This is a genomic window from Achromobacter veterisilvae (assembly GCF_037619525.1).
GTDB classification, from domain to species: Bacteria; Pseudomonadota; Gammaproteobacteria; order Burkholderiales; family Burkholderiaceae_B; genus Achromobacter; species Achromobacter veterisilvae.
Map to the genome: position 1 here is coordinate 2288662 of NZ_CP148753.1, position 20748 is coordinate 2309409.

At 66.1% G+C, this 20748-nt stretch carries 17 protein-coding genes; 10 read left to right on the top strand and 7 right to left on the bottom strand.

Going from position 1 to position 20748, the window contains the following annotated elements; translation table 11 throughout:
• Nucleotides 1-41 precede the first annotated feature (41 nt).
• Both WHX56_RS10615 and yaaA read left to right on the top strand, forming a co-directional pair.
• Nucleotides 42-824 carry a 3-hydroxybutyrate dehydrogenase gene (locus WHX56_RS10615; protein WP_129239675.1) on the top strand — a complete coding sequence of 261 codons (783 nt, stop codon included), beginning with the start codon at nt 42-44 and terminating at the stop codon, nt 822-824.
• Nucleotides 825-840: 16 nt separating this feature from the next.
• Nucleotides 841-1611, top strand: coding sequence for a peroxide stress protein YaaA (gene yaaA, locus WHX56_RS10620; protein ID WP_338881167.1), 771 nt, complete (start codon nt 841-843; stop codon nt 1609-1611).
• A 274-nt stretch (nt 1612-1885) separates the two neighbouring features.
• On the opposite strand, the gene WHX56_RS10625 is transcribed toward yaaA, so the two are convergent.
• Nucleotides 1886-4108, bottom strand: a complete 2223-nt coding sequence (locus WHX56_RS10625; RefSeq protein ID WP_129239673.1) for an FUSC family protein — start codon at nt 4106-4108, stop codon at nt 1886-1888.
• A gap of 480 nt (nt 4109-4588) precedes the next feature.
• Here WHX56_RS10625 and WHX56_RS10630 point away from each other — a divergent pair, with 480 nt between their 5' ends.
• From WHX56_RS10630 to pssA, 4 genes are all read left to right on the top strand, one after another.
• Complete coding sequence (locus tag WHX56_RS10630) at nt 4589-6379, top strand: acetolactate synthase 3 catalytic subunit (protein ID WP_167507609.1); 1791 nt, start codon at nt 4589-4591, stop codon at nt 6377-6379.
• Nucleotides 6380-6390: 11 nt separating this feature from the next.
• The gene (gene ilvN / locus WHX56_RS10635) at nt 6391-6882 is read left to right on the top strand and encodes an acetolactate synthase small subunit (RefSeq protein WP_006223608.1); all 492 of its coding nucleotides are present in this window, start codon (nt 6391-6393) and stop codon (nt 6880-6882) included.
• Nucleotides 6883-6958: 76 nt separating this feature from the next.
• Nucleotides 6959-7975 carry a ketol-acid reductoisomerase gene (gene ilvC / locus WHX56_RS10640; protein ID WP_129239671.1) on the top strand — a complete coding sequence of 339 codons (1017 nt, stop codon included), beginning with the start codon at nt 6959-6961 and terminating at the stop codon, nt 7973-7975.
• Between the two features lie 315 nt (nt 7976-8290).
• Nucleotides 8291-9064 (top strand): CDP-diacylglycerol--serine O-phosphatidyltransferase, encoded by a 774-nt coding sequence (gene pssA, locus WHX56_RS10645; protein WP_287754906.1) that lies wholly within the window; start codon nt 8291-8293, stop codon nt 9062-9064.
• A 43-nt stretch (nt 9065-9107) separates the two neighbouring features.
• Here pssA and WHX56_RS10650 read toward each other — a convergent pair whose 3' ends face one another.
• Nucleotides 9108-9626, bottom strand: coding sequence for a hypothetical protein (locus WHX56_RS10650; protein WP_338881168.1), 519 nt, complete (start codon nt 9624-9626; stop codon nt 9108-9110).
• Between the two features lie 337 nt (nt 9627-9963).
• Between WHX56_RS10650 and rpsO the strand changes: the two genes are divergently transcribed.
• The 4 genes from rpsO (at nt 9964) to WHX56_RS10670 (ending at nt 14832) form a co-directional block, all read left to right on the top strand.
• Nucleotides 9964-10233, top strand: a complete 270-nt coding sequence (rpsO, locus tag WHX56_RS10655) for a 30S ribosomal protein S15 (RefSeq protein ID WP_006223612.1) — start codon at nt 9964-9966, stop codon at nt 10231-10233.
• Between the two features lie 90 nt (nt 10234-10323).
• A complete protein-coding gene (pnp, locus tag WHX56_RS10660; protein ID WP_129239668.1) occupies nt 10324-12486 on the top strand; it encodes a polyribonucleotide nucleotidyltransferase in 2163 nt (720 codons plus the stop codon).
• 390 nt (nt 12487-12876) lie between these two features.
• Entirely contained in the window at nt 12877-13599 is a 723-nt protein-coding gene (locus WHX56_RS10665; RefSeq protein WP_338881169.1) for a hypothetical protein, read from the top strand.
• A 15-nt stretch (nt 13600-13614) separates the two neighbouring features.
• Complete coding sequence (locus tag WHX56_RS10670) at nt 13615-14832, top strand: threonine ammonia-lyase (RefSeq protein WP_287754908.1); 1218 nt, start codon at nt 13615-13617, stop codon at nt 14830-14832.
• Between the two features lie 7 nt (nt 14833-14839).
• Here WHX56_RS10670 and WHX56_RS10675 read toward each other — a convergent pair whose 3' ends face one another.
• The 5 genes from WHX56_RS10675 to WHX56_RS10695 form a co-directional block, all read right to left on the bottom strand.
• Nucleotides 14840-15403 (bottom strand): PIN domain-containing protein, encoded by a 564-nt coding sequence (locus WHX56_RS10675; protein WP_338881762.1) that lies wholly within the window; start codon nt 15401-15403, stop codon nt 14840-14842.
• A gap of 131 nt (nt 15404-15534) precedes the next feature.
• Nucleotides 15535-16482, bottom strand: coding sequence for an alpha/beta hydrolase (locus WHX56_RS10680; RefSeq protein WP_338881171.1), 948 nt, complete (start codon nt 16480-16482; stop codon nt 15535-15537).
• 5 nt (nt 16483-16487) lie between these two features.
• Nucleotides 16488-18941, bottom strand: a complete 2454-nt coding sequence (locus WHX56_RS10685; protein WP_338881172.1) for a TonB-dependent siderophore receptor — start codon at nt 18939-18941, stop codon at nt 16488-16490.
• Between the two features lie 99 nt (nt 18942-19040).
• On the bottom strand, nt 19041-19979 hold the full coding sequence (locus WHX56_RS10690; protein WP_338881173.1) for a DUF4880 domain-containing protein: 939 nt from the start codon (nt 19977-19979) through the stop codon (nt 19041-19043).
• Nucleotides 19963-20442, bottom strand: coding sequence for an RNA polymerase sigma factor (locus tag WHX56_RS10695; protein ID WP_338881174.1), 480 nt, complete (start codon nt 20440-20442; stop codon nt 19963-19965). Before WHX56_RS10695 ends, WHX56_RS10690 begins: the two co-directional genes overlap by 17 nt.
• Nucleotides 20443-20748 lie beyond the last annotated feature (306 nt).

Here is a 20748-nt window from a genome sequence, read left to right on the forward strand (position 1 = left end):
CTTGCTTCCCGTCCCACGTGCCAGATCACAGGAGAACGCTCATGCTTAAAGGAAAAGTCGCCCTTGTCACCGGTTCCACCAGCGGCATCGGGCTGGGTATCGCCACCGCCTTCGCCGAGCAGGGCGCCGATATCGTCTTGAACGGTTTCGGCGACGCCGCCGAGATCGAGAAAGTCCGCGCCGGCCTGGCCGGCAAGCATGGCGTGAAGGTGATCTACGACGGCGCGGACCTGTCCAAGGGCGCGGCCGTGCGCGAACTGGTCGAGAACGCCGTGCGCCAGATGGGCCGCCTCGACATCCTGGTCAACAATGCCGGCATCCAGCACACCGCGCAGATCGAGGATTTCCCGGTAGAAAAGTGGGACGCGATCCTGGCGCTGAACCTGTCGGCGGTGTTCCACGGCACCGCGGCCGCGCTGCCGCACATGAAGAAACAGGGCTACGGCCGCATCATCAACATCGCCTCGGCGCATGGCCTGGTGGCGTCGGCCTACAAGTCGGCCTACGTGGCGGCCAAGCACGGTGTGGTGGGCTTCACCAAGGTCACGGCGCTGGAAACGGCCGGGCAGGGCATCACCGCCAACGCCATCTGCCCGGGCTGGGTCCGCACCCCGCTCGTGGAAAAGCAGATCACCGCGCTGGCGGAGAAGAACGGCGTGGACCAGGAAGCCGCCGCGCGCGAACTGCTGGGCGAAAAGCAGCCCTCGCTGCAGTTCGTCACGCCGGAACAACTGGGCGGCACCGCCGTGTTCCTGGCCTCGGACGCCGCCGCGCAAATCACTGGAACGTCCGTCTCGGTCGATGGCGGCTGGACGGCGCGCTGAACAAAGGAATCCCGCCATGCTGTTTCTGCTTTCCCCCGCCAAGAAACTGGACTACGACTCGCCGCTGCACGTCGAGACGCATACCCAGCCGTTGTTCGTGGACCAGGCCGCCGGCTTGATCAAGGTGCTGAAGACCAAGTCGGCCGAGGATATCTCCGACCTCATGAGCCTGAGCCCGGCCCTGTCCGAACTGAACGTGCAGCGCTACGCCCACTGGAAGCGCAGCTTCACGCAGGCCAATTCGCGCCAGGCGGTGCTGGCCTTCAACGGCGACGTATACGAAGGGCTGGAGGCCTCCACCCTGTCGGCCAAACAACTGGACTGGGCGCAGGAGCACGTCGCCATCCTCAGCGGCCTGTACGGCGTCCTGCGTCCGCTGGACCTGATGCAGCCGTACCGCCTGGAGATGGGCACGCGCCTGGCCACGCCCAAGGGCAAGAACCTGTACGAGTACTGGGGTTCAACCATCGCCGGCTACCTGAACGAGCGCCAGGCGGGCCAGAAGGTGCCGGTGATCGTCAACCTGGCGTCCGAGGAGTACTTCAAATCGGTCGACCTGAAGACCCTGAAGGCGCGCGTGGTGCAGTGCGTGTTCCAGGACTGGAAGAACGGCGCCTGGAAGATCATCAGCTTCCACGCCAAGCGCGCGCGCGGCCTGATGGCGCGCTACGCCATCCTGCACAAGGTGTCCAAGCCCGAAGGCCTGCAGGGCTTCGACCTGGAAGGCTACGCGTATGACGCGTCGGCCTCGTCGGAAGACAAACTGGTGTTCAGGCGCAAGGCGTAGGATGGGTGGAGCGCGAGAGTTCTTAAGAAAGAACTCAAATATCGAACGCGCGTAACCCATCAGGCGGCGCCAGCCGCCGTTTTTCGTGGCAAGCGCAAAGATGCCGGCTTGCGCCGCCTGATGGGTTTCGCGCGTTCAGCAATAGCGTTCTAGCTTAAGAACTCCCGCGCTCCACCCATCCTACAACTCTCGCGCTCCACCCATCCCACAACTCCCGCGCTCCACCCATCCCACAACTCCCGCGCCGCACCCATCTACGTACACCTACCGGGATTCAGGCCGCCGCCGCCACCGGCGGCGCATGCCGCGGGTCGGCCAGCGCGTGCAGTTCCTGCCGGATCATGTGGGCGGCCTTGAGCATCTGCTTGACCGGATAGACCAGGGCCGCCTGTTCGCCTTCCGTCTCGAACTGGGTGGGCAGGTTGGCCGGCGGCTGGGCGCGCTTTTCGTCCAGCAGGTCCACCATGCCGGTCAGCGCCCGCTGCACGGCCTCGGGCGTTCTGGGCAGGGCCGCCAGGATGGGGATGGCCGCCGTGATCTGCGAGGCCAGGATGTGGTTCTGGATCAGCAGGTTGTTCAGCTCGGGCACGCTCACCTGGTGCGACTTGGGCTCGCTCATCATCCGGTAGAAGGCTTCGGCGAAATTGCTGAACGAGATGTGCACATTCTTGCGCGCCAGCCGCCACGCCAGGTCGGCGTCGGTGACCGCCGGGGTGTCGCCGGCGGCCGCGCCCACCGGGGCGCCGTGGGCCTGCATGGCCTCGACGTAGCGCAGGCCCGCCATCAGGTATTCGCGGTTGGCGCGCGTGGCCGCCGCCGCCAGCGGCTTCAGATAGCGGGCTTCCCACCAGGGCAGGATGTAGCTGCAGACCAGCGCCAGCGCGCAGCCCAGCAGCGTGTCGATGGCGCGTTCGCCGATCACCGCCATGGAGACGGTGCCCGGCGACACGAAATGGAACACCAGCACCACGAACAGCGTGTTGAAGATGGCGCTGGCCATGTAGTTCAGTTGGACCAGGCTGTTGCCCATGATGCAGGCGCCCAGCAGCACGGCGAACAGGATTTCGGGCCGTTCGGTCAGGTGGAACAGCAGCAGGGCGCAGAAGCAGCCGATCACCGTGCCCATCAGCCGCCAGCCGTTGCGCTGGCGCGTCAGCGCGAAGCCCGGCTTCATGATGATGACGATGGTCAGCATGATCCAGTAATTGTGCGCGGAGAACTCCGGCGACAGCCAGCGGCTGGCGAGCGTCATGGCGATGGCGGCGGCGGCCGTCACGCGCAGCGCGTAGCGGAAATGCGGCGAATCCAGGCGCAGGTTGCTGGTCAGCAGCCCCACGCGGAATTCCTGGCGCGAGATGAAGCGCGTGAGCGACTTGTTGATGCGCAGCACGTCGGTGGGCTTGGCGTCCGGCGAGGCGGCGGTGTGGTCGGCCAGCCGGTCCACGATGCGCGCCGAATTGCGCAGGCGGCGCAGCACCTGGACGATCAGCGCCAGCATTTCCGGTTCGCGTTCGCCCAGCCCCTGCTGCTTGAGCTGTTCGATCTCGTATTCGATGGCGCGCAGTTCGGCGCGGGCGCTGCTGCGGTACTGCACCTTGCGCCCGCGCGACACGTCCAGCGCGATGCGGTTGAGTTCCAGCGACATCTTCACCAGCGCGTCGCGCATGAACATCAGGCAGTCGTTGCCGGCCAGCGTGCGGCGCAGGGCGGCGTAGTCGGTATGCGTGGCCACCAGCGTGTCCAGCAGTTGCAGCATGTCCACGAACATATTCCAGATCATCACGCGCTGGCGGTCGCCCAGGCCCTTGCCTCGGGGCAGGGCGCGCAGCACCATGTCGCGCGCCGCCTGGTGTTTTTCCGTCATGACGGACTGGCGCTGGATCAGCGCGCGGTAGGCCTCGTCCAGGTCCGCCGTGTCGTCGTAGAAGGCGGCGCGGGCGGCGACGTAGTCGGCGGTGGCGAACAGCGCCACCGACATGGCCTGCTGTTCCTCGCGCAGCCAGAACAGGCGGGAAAAGCCCAGGCTGAACGCCACGTAGAACAGCGCGCCGCCCAGCGTGGCGGCCGCATGCGCCAGCACTTCGTGGGGTTCGAGCGGCGAATGCATGGTCAGCGTCATCAGCAGCAGGCCGGCGAAGCCGATCAGTCCGCCGCGCTTGCCGAAGACCGTGAACATGGAATAGACGAAGCACTGCGCGATGACCGCCAGCCAGATCAGCACCGGATGCGAGGACGCCAGCCCGGTAATGACGACGGTCAGGGTGCCCAGCGCCGCGCCGCCCAGCATTTCATTGGTGCGATGGCGCTGCGGGCCGCCGGGCTGGTCGATGATGGCCAGGCACTGCGCGCCGAAGGTCGCCACCAGCCCCGTGGTGTAGTTGCCGAAGACACCGCCCAGCACCAGCACGGGCAACAGCATTCCCACCCCCTGGCGCACCCCTCCGAAGAAGTAATGGCTGTAGAGGAAGCGGCGGATGCTGGCAATGCGCAAATCCATGGGTGGCGGCTCGGTTCTGGGCGACGCCACAAGTATATAGATGGGGCCAGTGGGATTTTTTGCCGCCGGGCCGCCCCAAGGCAAAAAACGCCCCCTCGGGGGGCAGCAAGCGCGTAGCGCGCGGCGTGGGGGCTTTTTTCGGGGCCAGATGGTTACCGAACCTTCCCCGCAACAGTCCTGGAAAGGCCGATTTGCCACCTTTGACGCAACGCGGTAAATTCCTCCACTTGCGCCGGCCTGCCTATCCGAAGCCGGTGCGTTGAGGCGGATGGCCAGGGACACCTCCCATCCATCCCGCAGCAGTTACACCTGCCGTTGGCCGCGCCACAAGCGTGTGTTGCCAAGGCTTCCATTTCGACCTCCAGCGTCCCCCAGGGGCGTTCGCACTGCGTTCTGTCGAGCGTGTGCCGGGTCGGCAAGGTGTCCGGGTGGCGTGGCTCCGTGAGCCGCTAAGCGCCGGATCATGTTGTCGTAGCCGGTATGGGTTCAGTTGCCGCCGTATCCGGGCGAGCAGCAGGCAGGGTTTGCAGGGCCGGTTTTGAAAGGAATGACAACATGGAACTGAATGGCGCCGATATCGTCGTGCGCTGCCTGGCCGAAGAAGGCGTGGAACACGTTTTCGGCTACCCCGGCGGCGCGGTGCTTTACATCTACGACGCGATTTTCAAGCAAGACAAATTCCAGCATATCCTGGTGCGCCACGAGCAAGCCGCCGTGCACGCCGCCGATGCCTATTCGCGCTCGTCGCAGAAGGTCGGCGTCTGCATCGTGACCAGCGGCCCGGGCGTGACCAATGCCGTCACCGGCATCGCCACCGCCTATATGGATTCCATCCCGATGGTCATCATCAGCGGGCAGGTGCCCACTGCGGCCATCGGCGAGGACGCCTTCCAGGAGTGCGACACCGTCGGCATCACGCGTCCCTGCGTCAAGCACAATTTCCTGGTGCGCGACGTCAAGGACCTGGCCGAGACCATGCGCCGCGCGTTCTACATCGCGAGCACCGGCCGCCCCGGTCCGGTGCTGGTGGATATCCCCAAGGACATCACCGTCGCGCAGTGCAAGTACACCCCGCCCAAGGGCGAGATCTCGATGCGCTCCTACGCGCCCGTCAACAAGGGCCACCAGGGGCAGATCAAGAAGGCCGTGCAGATGCTGCTGTCGGCCGAACGCCCGATGATCTACACGGGCGGCGGGGTCATCCTGTCGAATGCCGCGCCCGAGCTCAACAAGCTCGTTTCGCAACTGGGCGCGCCCTGCACCAGCACCCTGATGGGCCTGGGCGGTTTCCCCGCCAGCAGCGGCCAGTTCGTGGGCATGCCCGGCATGCACGGCACGTACGAAGCCAATATGGCGATGCAGCATTGCGACGTGCTGCTGGCCATCGGCGCCCGCTTCGACGACCGCGTGATCGGCAACCCCAAGCACTTCGCGCAGAACGCCCGCAAGATCATCCATATCGACATCGACCCCTCGTCGATCTCCAAGCGCGTGCGCGTGGACGTCCCGATCGTGGGCAACGTGAAGGACGTCCTGGCCGATCTCAGCGCGCAGTACGACATCGCCTCGGCCGAGCACAAGCCCGCCTCCATCGCCAAGTGGTGGGAGCAGGTCGAAGCCTGGCGCGGCAAGGAATGCCTGAAGTTCGCCAACTCGGACGAGGTCATCAAGCCGCAGTACGTGGTGGAGAAGCTGTGGGAAGTGACCGGCGGCGACGCCTTCGTCACGTCCGACGTGGGCCAGCACCAGATGTGGGCGGCCCAGTACTACAAGTTCGACAAGCCGCGCCGCTGGATCAATTCCGGCGGCCTGGGCACCATGGGTGTCGGCCTGCCGTACGCCATGGGCGTGCAGATGGCCAATCCTGGGCACGACGTGGCCGTCATCACCGGCGAGGCGTCCATCCAGATGAACATCCAGGAACTGTCGACCTGCCACCAGTACCGTCTGACGCCGAAGATCGTCTGCCTGAACAACCGCTTCCTGGGCATGGTCCGGCAGTGGCAGCAGATCGACTACGGTTCGCGCTATTCCGAGTCCTACATGGATTCGCTGCCCGATTTCGTCAAGGTGGCCGAGGCCTATGGCCACGTGGGTCTGCGCATCGAGCGCCCGGCTGACGTCGAGCCCGCGCTGCGCGAGGCGTTCAAGAAGCACAAGGACCGCCTGGTCTTCCTGGACTTCATCACCGACCGCACCGAAAACGTGTGGCCGATGGTCAAGGCCGGCCGCGGGCTGACCGAAATGCTGCTCGGCTCTGAAGACCTGTAAGGAGGCCACCCATGAAGCACGTGATTTCCGTCCTCCTCGAAAACGAACCCGGCGCGCTGTCGCGCGTGGTGGGCCTGTTTTCCGCGCGGGGCTACAACATCGAGACCCTGACGGTGGCGCCCACCGAGGACTCCACGCTGTCGCGCATGACCATCGTGACCACCGGTTCCGACGAGGTGATCGAGCAGATCACCAAGCACCTGAACCGCCTGGTGGACGTGGTCAAGGTCGTCGACCTGACCGAAGGCGCGCACATCGAGCGCGAGCTGATGCTCGTGAAGGTGCGCGCCGTGGGCAAGGAGCGCGAAGAGATGAAGCGCATGGCGGACATCTTCCGCGGCCGCATCATCGACGTGACCGACAAGTCCTACACCATCGAATTGACGGGGGTGCAGGAAAAAGTACAGGCCTTCCTGGAGGCCCTGGACCGCAGTGCCATCCTTGAAACCGTGCGCACCGGCGTGTCCGGCATCGGACGCGGTGAACGGATTTTGAAGATTTGACCCGGCCTTCCAGGCCAAGCCGCACCCTACATCTGAATTAAACAAATATCCAAAATACTGGAATCTGGAGCACAACATGAAAGTTTTCTACGACAAAGACTGCGATCTCTCCCTCGTCAAAGGCAAGACCGTCGCCATCATCGGCTATGGCTCGCAAGGCCATGCGCACGCGCAGAACCTGCATGAATCGGGCGTGAAGGTCGTGGTCGGCCTGCGCAAGGGCGGCGCCTCGTGGAACAAGGCCGCCAACGCCGGCCTGGAAGTCAAGGAAGTCGCCGACGCCGTCAAGTCCGCCGACATCGTCATGATGCTGCTGCCCGACGAGAACATCGCTTCCGTCTACAACAAGGAAGTGCACGCCAACATCAAGCCGGGCGCCGCGCTGGCGTTCGCCCACGGCTTCAACGTGCACTACGGCCAGGTCGTGCCGCGCGAAGACATCGACGTCATCATGATCGCGCCGAAGGCCCCGGGCCACACCGTGCGCAACACCTACAAGCAAGGCGGCGGCGTGCCCCACCTGGTGGCCGTGTACCAGGACAAGTCGGGCGCCGCGCGCGACGTGGCCCTGTCGTACGCCAGCGCCAACGGCGGCGGCCGTGCCGGCATCATCGAAACCAACTTCCGCGAAGAAACCGAAACCGACCTGTTCGGCGAACAGGCCGTGCTGTGCGGCGGCACCGTCGAACTGATCAAGGCCGGTTTCGACACGCTGGTGGAAGCCGGCTACGCGCCCGAAATGGCGTACTTCGAGTGCCTGCACGAACTGAAGCTGATCGTCGACCTGATCTACGAAGGCGGCATCGCCAACATGAACTACTCGATCTCGAACAACGCCGAGTTCGGCGAGTACGAAACGGGTCCGAAGATCGTCACGGACGAAACCCGCAAGGCCATGCGCCAGTGCCTGACGGACATCCAGACTGGCGAATACGCCAAGAAGTTCATCCTGGAAAACGCCGCCGGCGCCCCGACGCTGACCTCGCGCCGCCGCATCAACGCGGAATCGCAGATCGAAGTGGTGGGCGGCAAGCTGCGCGCCATGATGCCCTGGATCGCCGCCAACAAGCTGGTGGACAAGTCCAAGAACTGATCCATGCCGATGCGCGGGGCCGGCCCCCGCGCAACCAGGGTCAAAGCGGCATGCCTGCGAGGGCATGCCGTTTTTTTTGTCCGGGGAGCCGCTATTCCCCGGTGTCTGACACCCGGGGGAGAGGGGCGTTGGCTCGAGGCGGTGGTTCAGGGGTGTCAGACACCTTGCCGCATAGCTATTCCCTGGTGTCCGACACCTCACCCCATCGGCATGCCGCTTTTTCTTGGCCGATTGCGCAGGCACGCCCCTTGCTCCGGCCCGCAAGCGGGGCCAGATGGGTTAACCTTTCCATGTCCGTTGTAAGTTATTGAGACCATGCCCAATTTTTCCATGCGCGATTCCGAGAACCGCCACCGAAGCATTTACCTGCTGCCCAACGCGTTCACCACCGCGGCGTTGTTCGCGGGGTTCTACGCCGTCGTGCAGGCCATGAACGACCGCTTCGAAGTCGCCGCCATCGCCATCTTCGTGGCCATGGTGCTGGACGGCATGGACGGCCGGGTGGCGCGCCTGACCAATACCCAGTCCGCCTTCGGCGAGCAGTACGACTCGCTGTCCGACATGACGTCCTTCGGCGTGGCCCCCGCGCTGGTCATGTACGAATGGATCCTGAACGACCTGGGCCGCTGGGGCTGGCTGGCCGCGTTCGTTTACGTGGCGGGCGCCGCGCTGCGCCTGGCGCGCTTCAACACCAACATTGCCGTGGTGGACAAGCGCCACTTCCAGGGCCTGCCCAGCCCGGCCGCCGCCGCGCTGGTGGCGGGCTTCGTCTGGCTGGCCGTGGACAACAAACTGCCCATCCACGACAGCCTGATGGCCTGGGTGGCGTTCGCGCTGACCATGTACGCCGGCATCACCATGGTGTCGAACGCGCCGTTCTTCAGCGGCAAGAGCTTCGCGCTGGGCCGCAGCGTGCCGTTCTGGGGCATCTTGCTGGTGGTGGCGGTGTTCGTCTTTATCTCCAGCGATCCCCCGGTCGTGCTGTTCGGCCTGTTCGTGCTGTACGGCCTGTCCGGCTGGATCACCTGGGCCTGGCGCTGGAACCGGGCGCGCCGCCTGACGCAGGAGCGCCGCGGCCACTCGTCCTGACCGGCCCCCGCCATCAGAAAAGCAAAAACCCGCCGCGGCGGGTTTACCGCCACATGAACTTGTCGTCGTCGTACATCGGGTCCGGGCCAGGGTGGAAATGCGTCACCTTGCTGCCGTCGCGGCCCATGTACACGTACATGAGCGAGTTCCAGACGCTGTTCTCCTTGTAGCGGTACGACCACACCACTTCGCGCTTTTCGCCCAGTCCGGATTCCTCGATGACGGCGGGCGGGCCGAATTCGCAGCGCACGCGCTCGGGGCCCCAGTCGCCTTCGGCCAGCACCTTGAAGTGCGCGTCCGTCAGCAGCGGCACCACGCGGTCCACGCGGCCGTCGGTGCCGACGTTGGTACCCCAGGCGTACTGGCCCATGGGCTGCTGGGTCCAGATGACGCGGCTTCCGCCATTGGCCAGCGGGCATTCGAAATTGGGGCGGCCGAACTGGGTCAGGACGTCGGCGTAGGGCGCGCCGGGGGGGATCTGGGCCAGGTTCGCGCAGGCGGTCAGGCCGGCCAGCGCCGCGGCGGCTAGCGCGGTGCGGGCGGTTTTGTAATATTTGGACATGTCTCTCTCCTGCGGAGGCGGGGGGCGGCCATCCGGCCCAGGGAAGGGGACGGCCGGCGCATTGGGGTAATTCTAGCGAATCGGCTATAATCATCGAGCTTTATCAAGTGTATTGATTCTGCAAGATACTTTGCGCTGGCCGCGGAAGCCTGAGGATGGGACTGGACCCCCGGGGTGTAAGTCCCAGGATTTAGACCCGAGCGTCAAGCTCGTTCCAGGTTGCTGTTTGAGTCATCAATGGCAGCAGTGAGAAAGCGAATTCAGCCAGGTTCGCGCAAATTTTTTCCAAACCACGTCAGGGCGCCTCGGCCCTGTCGCATGTCCGAAGAGGTCATCAATGTCTGTAGCTGACATCAAGAAATCCGATATCGTTGCGCAATTCCAACGCGCTCAAGGCGATACCGGCTCCCCCGAAGTCCAGGTGGCTCTGCTCACCGCCCGTATCAACGAACTGACCGGTCACTTCAAAGAACACATGAAGGACCACCACTCGCGCCGCGGTCTGCTGCGCATGGTCAGCCGTCGCCGCAAGCTGCTCGACTATCTCAAGGGCCGCAATCCCGATTCGTACCGCGCACTGATCGAAAAACTCGGTCTGCGCAAGTGATCGACGGGGCTGGCTCCCCATGACGCAACCGTGGTCGGTGCGACGCATGTCGCGACGGCCACGGTTTTTCATTTGTAAGGAATAATCGTCATGTTCAATAAAGTGACAAAATCGTTCCAGTACGGCCAGCACACGGTCGTCCTGGAAACTGGCGAGATCGCTCGCCAGGCCTCCGGCGCCGTGGTGGTGTCGATCGAGGACACCGTCGTCCTGGCCACCGTCGTGGCTTCCAAGAAGGCCAAGCCGGGTCAAACGTTTTTCCCGCTGACCGTCGACTACATCGAGAAGACCTACGCTGCCGGCCGTATTCCGGGCGGGTTCTTCAAGCGCGAAGGCAAGCCGTCCGAAAAGGAAACGCTGACCTCGCGCCTGATCGACCGTCCCCTGCGCCCGCTGTTCCCCGAAGACTTCTACAATGAAGTCCAGGTGGTCATCCACACGCTGTCGGTCAATCCCGAGATCGATCCCGACATCGCCGCCATGATCGGCGCCTCGGCCGCGCTGGCCATTTCGGGCATCCCGTTCAACGGCCCGATCGGCGCCGCGCGCGTGGGCTACATCGATGGCCAGTACGCCATCAACCCGACCGCCTCGCAACTGAAGTCGTCCAAGCTGGACCTGGTCGTCGCCGGCACCGAAAACGCCGTGCTGATGGTGGAATCGGAAGCGCAGCAACTGTCCGAAGAAATCATGTTGGGCGGCGTGGTCTACGGCCACGAGCAAATGCAGGCCGTCATCAACGCCATTCACGAACTGGTCAAGGACGCCGGCAAGCCCGATTGGGACTGGCAAGCGCCCGCCAAGGACGAAGCCCTGATCGCCGCCGTGACCTCGGCCGCCCAGGAAGGCCTGAACGCCGCCTACCAGATCCGCGAAAAGCAGGCCCGCACCGCCAAGCTGCGTGAAGTGTCGGCCGACGTGTCGGCCAAGCTGGCCGCCGCCGCCGCTGAAAAGGGCGAGTCCGCCCCGGACGCGGTGACCGTCGACAACATCATGTTCTCGCTGGAATCGGCCATCGTCCGCGGCCAGATCCTGAACGGCGAACCGCGCATCGACGGCCGCGACACCCGCACCGTGCGCCCCATCAGCGTGCGCCTGGGCGTGCTGCCCCGCGCGCACGGCAGCGCGCTGTTCACCCGTGGTGAAACGCAAGCGCTGGTCGTGGCCACGCTGGGCACCAAGCAAGACGAACAGATCATCGACGCGCTCATGGGCGAGTACCGCGACCGCTTCATGATGCACTACAACATGCCTCCGTTCGCCACCGGCGAAACGGGCCGCATCGGCGTGCCGAAGCGTCGCGAAATCGGCCACGGCCGCCTGGCCAAGCGCGCGCTGATCCCGCTGCTGCCGGCGCCTGAAGACTTCCAGTACACGATCCGCATCGTGTCGGAAATCACCGAGTCCAACGGCTCGTCGTCGATGGCTTCGGTCTGCGGCGGCTCGCTGGCCATGATGGACGCCGGCGTGCCGGTCAAGGATCACGTGGCCGGCGTGGCCATGGGTCTGATCCTGGACGGCGGCAAGTTCGCCGTGCTGACGGACATCCTGGGCGACGAAGATCACCTGGGCGACATGGACTTCAAGGTCGCGGGCACCGAAAACGGCGTCACCGCGCTGCAGATGGACATCAAGATCCAGGGCATCACCAAGGAAATCATGCAGGTGGCGCTGGCCCAGGCCCGCGAAGGCCGCCTGCACATCCTGGGCAAGATGAAGGAAGCGCTGGACGGTTCGCGCGGCGAACTGTCGGCTTTCGCCCCGCGCATGCTGACCATCAAGATCAACCCCGAGAAGATCCGCGACGTGATCGGCAAGGGCGGCGCCACCATCCGCGCGCTGACCGAAGAAACCGGCACGCAGATCGACATCTCCGACGACGGCACGATCGTGATCGCCAGCGTCGACGAAGCGCAGGCCAAGGAAGCCCAGCGCCGCATCGTCGAGCTGACCGCCGACGTCGAAGTGGGCCAGGTCTACGAAGGCTCGGTGCTGCGCCTGCTGGACTTCGGCGCCATCGTGCAGGTGCTGCCGGGCCGCGACGGCCTGCTGCACATCTCGGAAATCGCCAACTACCGCATCGCCAACATCAATGATGTGCTGAAGGTCGGCCAGCAGGTCCGCGTCAAGGTCATCGAGGCCGACGACAAGGGCCGCCTGCGCCTGTCCATCAAGGCCATCGGCGGCATCGAAGCGCAGCAACCCGCTGCCGCTACCGAAGCCGCTCCCCAATCGGAACCGCAAGCCGAATAAGCTTGCAGGCTGATTGACGAAGAACGGCGCCGCAAGGCGCCGTTTTTCTTTTGGGGGGGCGTTGTGCTGTGCCGAGACTCTGGCGACGACGACGTAGGATGGGTGAAGCGCGAGAGTTCTTAGGCTAGAACTCTGACATCCAGCGCGCGCAACCCATGCGGCCGTGAGCAGACAGCGCCTGGCATCGGCCATGGGCAGACGGCTCCCCGCATCGGCCATGGGCAGACAGCCCCCCCCGCATCGGCCGAAAAAACAGTCGATTGCAGCCGCATGGGTTGCGCGCGTTCAGCGTCTGATTTCTAGCTTAAGAACTCTCGCGCTCCACCCATCCTACGAATCCCGGGATTCCTGTAAAGTCTGGCGCGAAGGGGGAAATCGGATGAGCCAAGCATGAATAGATGGCTGACAACCACAGTTATGTCGGTGCTGCTTGCCATGCTGGCCGGCTGCATGGGCAGCCCCGGTCCTGGCCAGCGCGGCCCCGCCGGCGAAGACATGTCGGCCGACCAGTTCGCCCAGACCGATTTCAACCGCACGGTCACCCTGGAAGTCCGCGACAACCTCACGAGCCTGTATTCCCTCCTGGACAAGCTCTACCGCCGCAATCCCCGCGAATGGCGCAAGAACGGCGTGGCGGACCAGAAGACGGCCGTGAATCGCGTCAAGCATGCCATCGAAGTCCGCGTCCCGCCCGGCGATCTGGCCGGCCTGCGCGACATCCAGATCCTGGCCGTGTCGCTTGACCCCAACTACACGGGCGACCGCGTCGGCGCCTTCATCTACGGCCTGGCCGACACCATCATCGCGGCTCACAACGGCAAGACCCGGCTGTATGCCACCGACGCGCTGGATGGCCAGCGGGTCTACAATGCCGCACGGAATGTCGAGGCCGCCGCCTGGTTGCTGGCGTCGCGCCGCAACAATCAAGGCGAACCGCTGTTGCTGGCCAATGAAATGTCCCCCAACGCCACGAATCTGAGCTTCGAGCGGGAGTTCGGCGCCATCATCGGCCGGCTGGACCTGATCGCCAACCTGCTGGGTGAAAACTCGCGGCGCATCGGGATCAACTATGCGCAGGGCCTGCTGCTGTTCAATTTTCTGCCTGTCCGCTAACCGGATCTACCCATCGTGATCGATATCGCCTCCATCCAGACCGCCCGCGAAAACCTGCGCGGCCAGGTGCTGAAGACCCCCTTTACCCTGTCGCGTACGCTGTCCGACATTTTCGGCGCCGAGATCTGGCTGAAATTCGAGAACCTGCAGTTCACCGCGTCGTTCAAGGAACGTGGCGCCTTGAACCGCATGCTGACCTTGTCCGACGAAGAGCGCGCCAAGGGCGTGATCGCGGTGTCGGCCGGCAACCATGCCCAGGGCGTGGCCTACCATGCGCAGCGCATGGGCGTGCCGGCCGTGATCGTGATGCCGCGCTTCACGCCGACGGTCAAGATCGCCAACACGCGCCGCTTCGGCGCCGAAGTGGTGCTGGCGGGCGACACCTTCGACGACGCCAAGGCCCATGGCTATGAACTGGCGAAATCGCGCGGCCTGATCATGATCCATCCCTATGACGACGAGGCCGTCATTTCTGGGCAAGGCACGGTGGCGCTGGAAATGCTGGAGGACCAGCCGCAACTGGACACGCTGGTCATCGCCATCGGCGGGGGAGGCCTGATTTCGGGGATCGCCACCGCGGCCAAGGCGCTCAAGCCCGGCATCGAGATCGTCGGCGTGCAGACCGAACGCTTTCCGTCCATGTACGCGGCGGTCAACGGCGTGTCCATGCCGCAGGGGCTGTACACCATCGCCGAGGGCATCGCCGTGAAATCCCCCGGCGCGCTGACGCAGCCGATCGTGAGCCAACTGGTCGACCGCATCGAACTGGTCTCCGAAAGCGATATCGAGCACGCCATCGTGGTGCTGCTGGAAATCGAGAAGACGGTGGTCGAAGGGGCGGGCGCCGCGGGCCTGGCCGCGCTGCTGCATGCGCAGAAAGACGGCAGCGACCGCTACAAGGGCAAGCGCATCGGGCTGGTGCTGACCGGCGGCAACATCGACCCGCTGATGCTGGGCGAGCTGATCGAGCGGGGCATGGTGCGGGCGGGGCGGCTGGCCCGCATCCGCGTGGACCTGCGCGACCTGCCGGGCGCGCTGGCGCACGCCACCAAGCTCATCGCCGACGCGCAGGCCAACATCACCGAGGTGCACCACCAGCGCGCATTCACCTCATTGCCGGTGCGCAATGTCGAAGTGGACTTCGTCCTGCAGACGCGCGGGCACGAGCATATCCAGGAAGTGATCGCGGTGCTGAACGCGGCGGGCTTCGCCGCCAGCAATCACGACCACTGAGGGCGCCTCAGGCCGCGCCGGCCGGGGCGGCGTCGCGCGCCAGCAGGTTCTTCAGGCCATACAGCCGTTCCCGGTGCAGGGTCGCCGACAGCGGCTCGGGCTCGCGCCCCAGCGCGACGTAGTCGGCGGGCACCTGCGCCACCGCCTCGCGGATGCTGTCCGCGCGGGCCTGCCACCATTGCACCAGCATGCGGTCGGGGTTGTAGACGTCCAGCCCCTGGCGCCGCAATTCCGAGCGGTTGAAATCCTTCAGGTTCCAGGTCAGCACCTGCACCACGGGCGGCTGCTGCAGGCCGCAGCGGGCGCGGCGCGCCAGGCCGGCCGCGATCACGTGGAAGTCCTTGGGATCGCTGTAGCGCAAGGAGGCCTCGTAGACCTGCGTGTCCGTTTCGCGGGCGGCGGGAAAGCGCGCATTCATGTCGTCCCACATCTCGGTCATGACCTCGGGCGGTATCTCCCAGATGCGCGACGCGTTGCGGCGCCATTCCTCGCCGATGCGGTCGGTCCAGACCGGCACGAACACGCCGGCCTCGGCCAGCCGGAGCAGCAGGCGGCGCAGGATGCCGGACATGAGGACGCAGGCGTCGAGGACGATGAAGGGCGGGGAGGCGTTCGGGATGGTCAAGGCTGTCGAGGCGTTCGGGGCGGTCGGGATAAGACCGCGACCGTGCAGTGTAAGCGTTCCCGCCGAAACGCCGGGCTTCAAGGCTGGACCGTCACCTCCAGGGCCCTTTCCAGCGATGCGCGGATCATCTCGCCGTGGCCGAACTGCGGGAAGGCTTCGTAGGTGGCGTCGGCGCCCGCCGCCTTCAGGCCCTGAGCCATCTCGCGCACCGCGGCGCGCGGATCCTCGCCCGCGGCCGGCTCCGCGCCGCCGGGCTGGGGGCGGCCGGGGTCGCGCGGCTTGGTGCCCACCAGGACGGCCACCCGTTTGCCGGCGGCTTTGCGGGCGTCGAACTGCCGCCACTCCTTGACCAGCGCGCCGTCGTGCCACCAGGCCGAGGGGTCGCCGACGACGTAGCGGGCGAACGCCTGCGGCTGCGTAAACAGCACGTGCAGGGTGAAGAGGCCGCCGTACGAATGCCCCCACAGGTATTCGCGGCCCGGGTCGATGGCGGCGCGCTCGCGCACCAGCGGCTTTACCTTGGCGCGGATGAACTCCAGGAAAACGTCGGCGCCGCCGCCGACGCGGCCGCGCACCACGGGGCCGGGCACGGGCTTGCCGTTCTCGAACACCGGCGGGGTGTAGTCGTAGGCCCGCGACACGACGTCGTTGCGCGTGGCCACGTCGTAGCCCAGCGCGACCAGCACCGGCGCGCGGCCCTGTCCCAGCTTGTCCAGATCGGACGGCGTCAACGTGGCCAGGGCGGCGTTGCCGTCCAGCATATAGAGCGCGGGGCTGCCGCCGCTCTGGGGCGCATTCCTGGGAATGGCGATCTGGATGCGGTAATGGCGCTTGCCGTCGTCCGAATCCAGCCTGTGCGTCTCGAACCGGTAGACCGCCGAGGGGCGGTCGGCCACGGTTTCTCCCAGCGGCTGCATGCCGGGTCGCACCGGCGAGTCGGGCGCCGCCGTCTGCGCCTGCGCCGCCGCGGCCAGGATGCACGCCAGCACGGCGGCGGAAATCGGGCGCGAAATCTTGTGTGTCATGGGGTCTACCAGGTGTAGTTCAAGTTCGCCGAAATATTGCGCCGGGCACCGTAGTAGCAACTGGCGTTGCCCGAGCAGCTTGCCAGGTATTCCTTGTCGGTCAGGTTGCTGGCATTGAGGGAGAATTTCAGGCCCTTCAGGCGGGGATCGACCGCGCCCAGATCGTAGCGTATGGCCGCGTCGATCAGGTTCGCCGAGGGGCTGCGGTAGTCGTTGGCGGTATCGCCGTAGCTGCTGCCGGTATGGCGCACGCCGGCCCCGATGCTCAGGCCGGGCGCGATATCCAGCGGCAGGCGGTAGTCCACCCACAGGTTGTAGCTGCGGCGCGGCACGCGCGGCAGTTCATTGCCCCGGTCCGTGCCGTTGCTCTTGGTGACTTCGCTGCGCATCAGCGTCGCCGAAGCCACCACGGTAATGCTGTCGGTCAGCGCGAAATTACCTTCCAGCTCCAGGCCGCGGACACGGCCTTCACCGGTCTGGACCTGGCATTGGCTGCCGTTGCACAGATGCGTGGGGTCCGGGTCCGGCGTGGTGATGTTCTGCTGTGTGATTTCATACGCCGAGAACGTAATCATGCTGCGCGAACCCGGCGGCTGGTACTTGATGCCGACCTCGGCCTGCTTGCCTTCGGTCGGCTTGAAGGGCTGGTCTTCGAAGCCGGCGCCGTTGACCGGCTCGAACGAGGTGGCATAGCTGGCATAGGGCGCCAGGCCGTTCTCGAACAGATAGACCGCGCCGGCGCGCCACGTGGTGGCTTCGTCGTCATAGCGCGTCTTGGCGCCCGTGGCGCGCACCAGCGAATTATCCCGCGACCAGTCGTGGCGCACGCCCAGCGTGGCGGCCCATTGTCCCCAGCGGATCTGGTCCTGCGCATAGACGCCGGTCTGTTCGCTGTCGCTGCGCCGGCTGGGCGCCATGGCGCCCATCACGACCGGGCCGCCGTAGACCGGGTCGAATACGTCGAGCGGGGGCGCGGTGCCGGAAGCTTGCGCCACGCGGATCGTCTGGGTGCGGTAGTCCAGGCCGGTGAGCAGGGTGTGCGCGGTCTGGCCCAGGCCGAAATCGAACTGCGCGTTATTGTCGACCGTGAAGCCTTCCGAGCGGATCTCGTTACTGGACGCAGTGCGCCGCAGGGTGCGGCCGTCGGCCTGCAGATCGCCCTGCCGCGAGACCCCGTCGTTGTCGGTGTCCACGCGCATGTAGCGCAGTTTCTGGCCGAGTTTCACATGGTCGGTCAGGGCGTGGCTGAATTCATAGCCGATGGCGTATTGCGTGCGGTCGTAGCGGTTGAAGCCGGGCTCGCCCAGGAATCGGTCGGAACCGAAACGGCCATAGGCCGTTCCGTAGTACGTGCCGTGCGAAGGCAGGAACTGGTAGGTGCTGCCTCCGCGGTCCTGCTGATAGTTGGCCAGCAGCGTCAGCGAGGTGCGGGCCGACGGCCGCCACGTCAGGCTGGGCGCCAGCATCACGCGGTTGAGTTCGACGTAATCGACCTGGGTGTCGCTGTGGTAGGCGGTCCCGACCACGCGGTACAGCCATTCGCCCGAGGCATCGACCGGCCCGCTGACGTCGGCGTTCAGGCGCGCCAGGCCATAGTTGTCGGTGCCCACCCCGATCTCGCCGCGCGCGTAATCGGTGGGCCGTTTGCTCACCACGTTGATAAGGCCGCCCGGCGCGATCTGGCCGTACAGCACCGACGACGGACCGCGCAGCACTTCGACGCGATCCAGGCCGAAACCGTCGAACTGGGTGGCCGAGGCGGTGGCGCCGCTGCTGCTGCCGGGCGGACGCAGGCCGTCGAGGTAGAGGTTGTTGGCGAAGCTGCCGGTGCGGAAGCCGCGCACGGAAATCTCGTCGACGCGGCTGTCCACGCCATACGAGCCTACCGAAACGCCAGCGCTGTAGCGCAGGGCTTCGGCGGTGGTCTTGGCGCCGATCATGTCCATCAGGTCGCGGTTGACCACCGATACCGATTGCGCGGTCTCCATGATGGGCGTGTCGGTCTTGGTGCCCACGCTGCTGTCCAGGGCGAGCGGGCCGATGTCGCCGGCGCCCAGTCCGGTCACCGTCACCGCGGGCAGCATGGCCGCGCCTTCCCCGACAGGCTCGGGCGCGCGCTCGATGCGGTATCCCTCGCCATTGGCGTTGGGCACCGCCCGCAGGCCGCTGCCTCGCAGCAATTGCCGCAGCGCCTGCGTCACCGATCCCTGCAGATGCACGGCGGGCGCCTGCTTGCCCGCCGTGAGCGGCGGCGCGCTGATGATGGTCACGCGGGCGGCCTGGCCCAGCCGCAAAATCGCGTCTTGCAGGGACAGCGCCGGCAGGGCGATATCCACCGCGGCGCTTTCGGCCGCGGATACCGGGGGCGCTGCGGTCAGCGCGGCGGCGCACAGAAGCAGGCAAAGCGTGGCGGGCTTGAAGCGGCGGACCTGGCCGTCATGGGAGATTCGTTGGGACATCGGTATGGGTTCTTGGGTTGGGGCCCGGGCAGCGGGCTTCAACCTATCCAAACGAGCGGGCGCCGCGAACCTGCCGGATATTTACATATTGTTTCAATATCAGGCCGATTCGACGCGGACCCAGTAGCGCGTGCGGTACTGGATCCGCAGGCCCAGCGTGGCGGCCAGCGCTTCCAGGACCTGGTCCGTGTCCTTCAGCCGGAAACTGCCGTTCACGCGCAGGGCGGCCGCGCGATCGTCGCACTGGATCAGGCCCGGCCGGTAGCGCGCCAATTCCGCCAGAAATGCGTCCAGGGGCATGTCGTCGGCGATCAGCATGCCTTGCACCCAGGCGAACTCGCGCCCGGCCCATCCCGTGACCTCCGCGATCTGGTGGGCCGAGAAGCGGCGGACGTCGCCCGCGCGCAGTTCTTGGTTGAGGTCGCCGCGCGTGGCGATGGCGGCCTGTCCCGCTTCGAGCGCCACGCGGGTCTGCGGGCCTTGCGCGCGCACCACCAGGCGGGCGCGCGTGGGCACGATGCAGCCTCCACGGGTCAGGATCCGCACCGCCGGGTCCGCCGCGCGGGTGTCCAGCATGATCTCGCCTTCGCGCAGGGCGATGTCCAGGCGGCGTCCGTCGCGCGTCACGTCCAGGGCGGTGTCGGTATTCATCATCAGCGCGACGTCATTCAGCGCCAGGCTGCGCTGTTCGCCGGTGGCGCTGCGGTAGGCCGCGAGCCAGCCCGCTTCTTGCGCCCGGCCGTAGAGCAGCGGGCCGCCCAGTCCTATCCCGGCGCCGGCCACCAGCAGTTTGAGGGCGCGGCGGCGGCCATGCTGGAAGTCGATGGCCCCGAGCGCGGCGGCGGCGGCGCCGTTTGCGGGCACGGCCTCCTGGAGCAGCGCGAAGCGCTGCCAGACCGCCGCGTGCGAGGGGTCCGCCGCGTACCAGCGCTGCCAGGCCTCCCGCGTGGCGGCGCTGTCGTCCCGCTCCAGGCGCACCAGCCAGCCGGCCGCCTGGGCGACCGCGTCAGGTTTGCGCGGGTCAGGGCGTGTCGACATCGAGCGTGTGATAAAGGCGTTGCCAGGCGTGGACCATGTCCTTTTGCACCACGTTGACCGTGAGCTTCAGGCGGTCCGCGATCGCCTCGTAGGACAGGCCCTGTAGGCGCGCCAGCAGAAACACCCGGCGCATGCGCGGCGGCATGCGGTCGAGCACGGCGCATACGGCCAGCAGTTGCTGCGACACCTGGGCCAGCATTTCGGGCGACGGCGAGAGCGGCTCGGGCTGTTGCGCCAGCGCCGCCAGATAAGCGGCTTCCAGCGCGCGGCGCCGGTGGCGGTCGATCAGCAGGCGGCGGGCGATGGTGGCCAGATAGCCGCGACTCCAGCCGCGTTGCTCCAGGTAGGTCTGGCGCAACAGGCGTTCAAAGGTGTCCTGCACCAGGTCCCAGGCGTCGGCCGGGTGTTCGCCCGCGTGGCGCCGCACCAGCGCGAACAGCCAGGCGTGATGCTCGCGGTACATCGATGCCACCGCGGTGCGATCGGCTGGCGCAGGGGTCGAGGGCGCTTCCACGTTGAAGAAAATGGTTTGCGAATAAGAATCAGACGCAATTCTAGCCGCCGCATGCCCGCATGGGAAGCGGGCGGAACGCGAGGAGGTTTGCGCGGACGCGCTGCAAAAGAAGAGAAAGCCGAGGCGCGCGCCATTGAGGCGGGCGGGTGGTGCCCGAGACCGGAATCGAACCGGTACGGCCGCGAGGCCGAGGGATTTTCTTACCACTTCGGCTTTCGCCGCCAGCGCGGGGGCGCCGTTCGTGGTCTGGAGCAC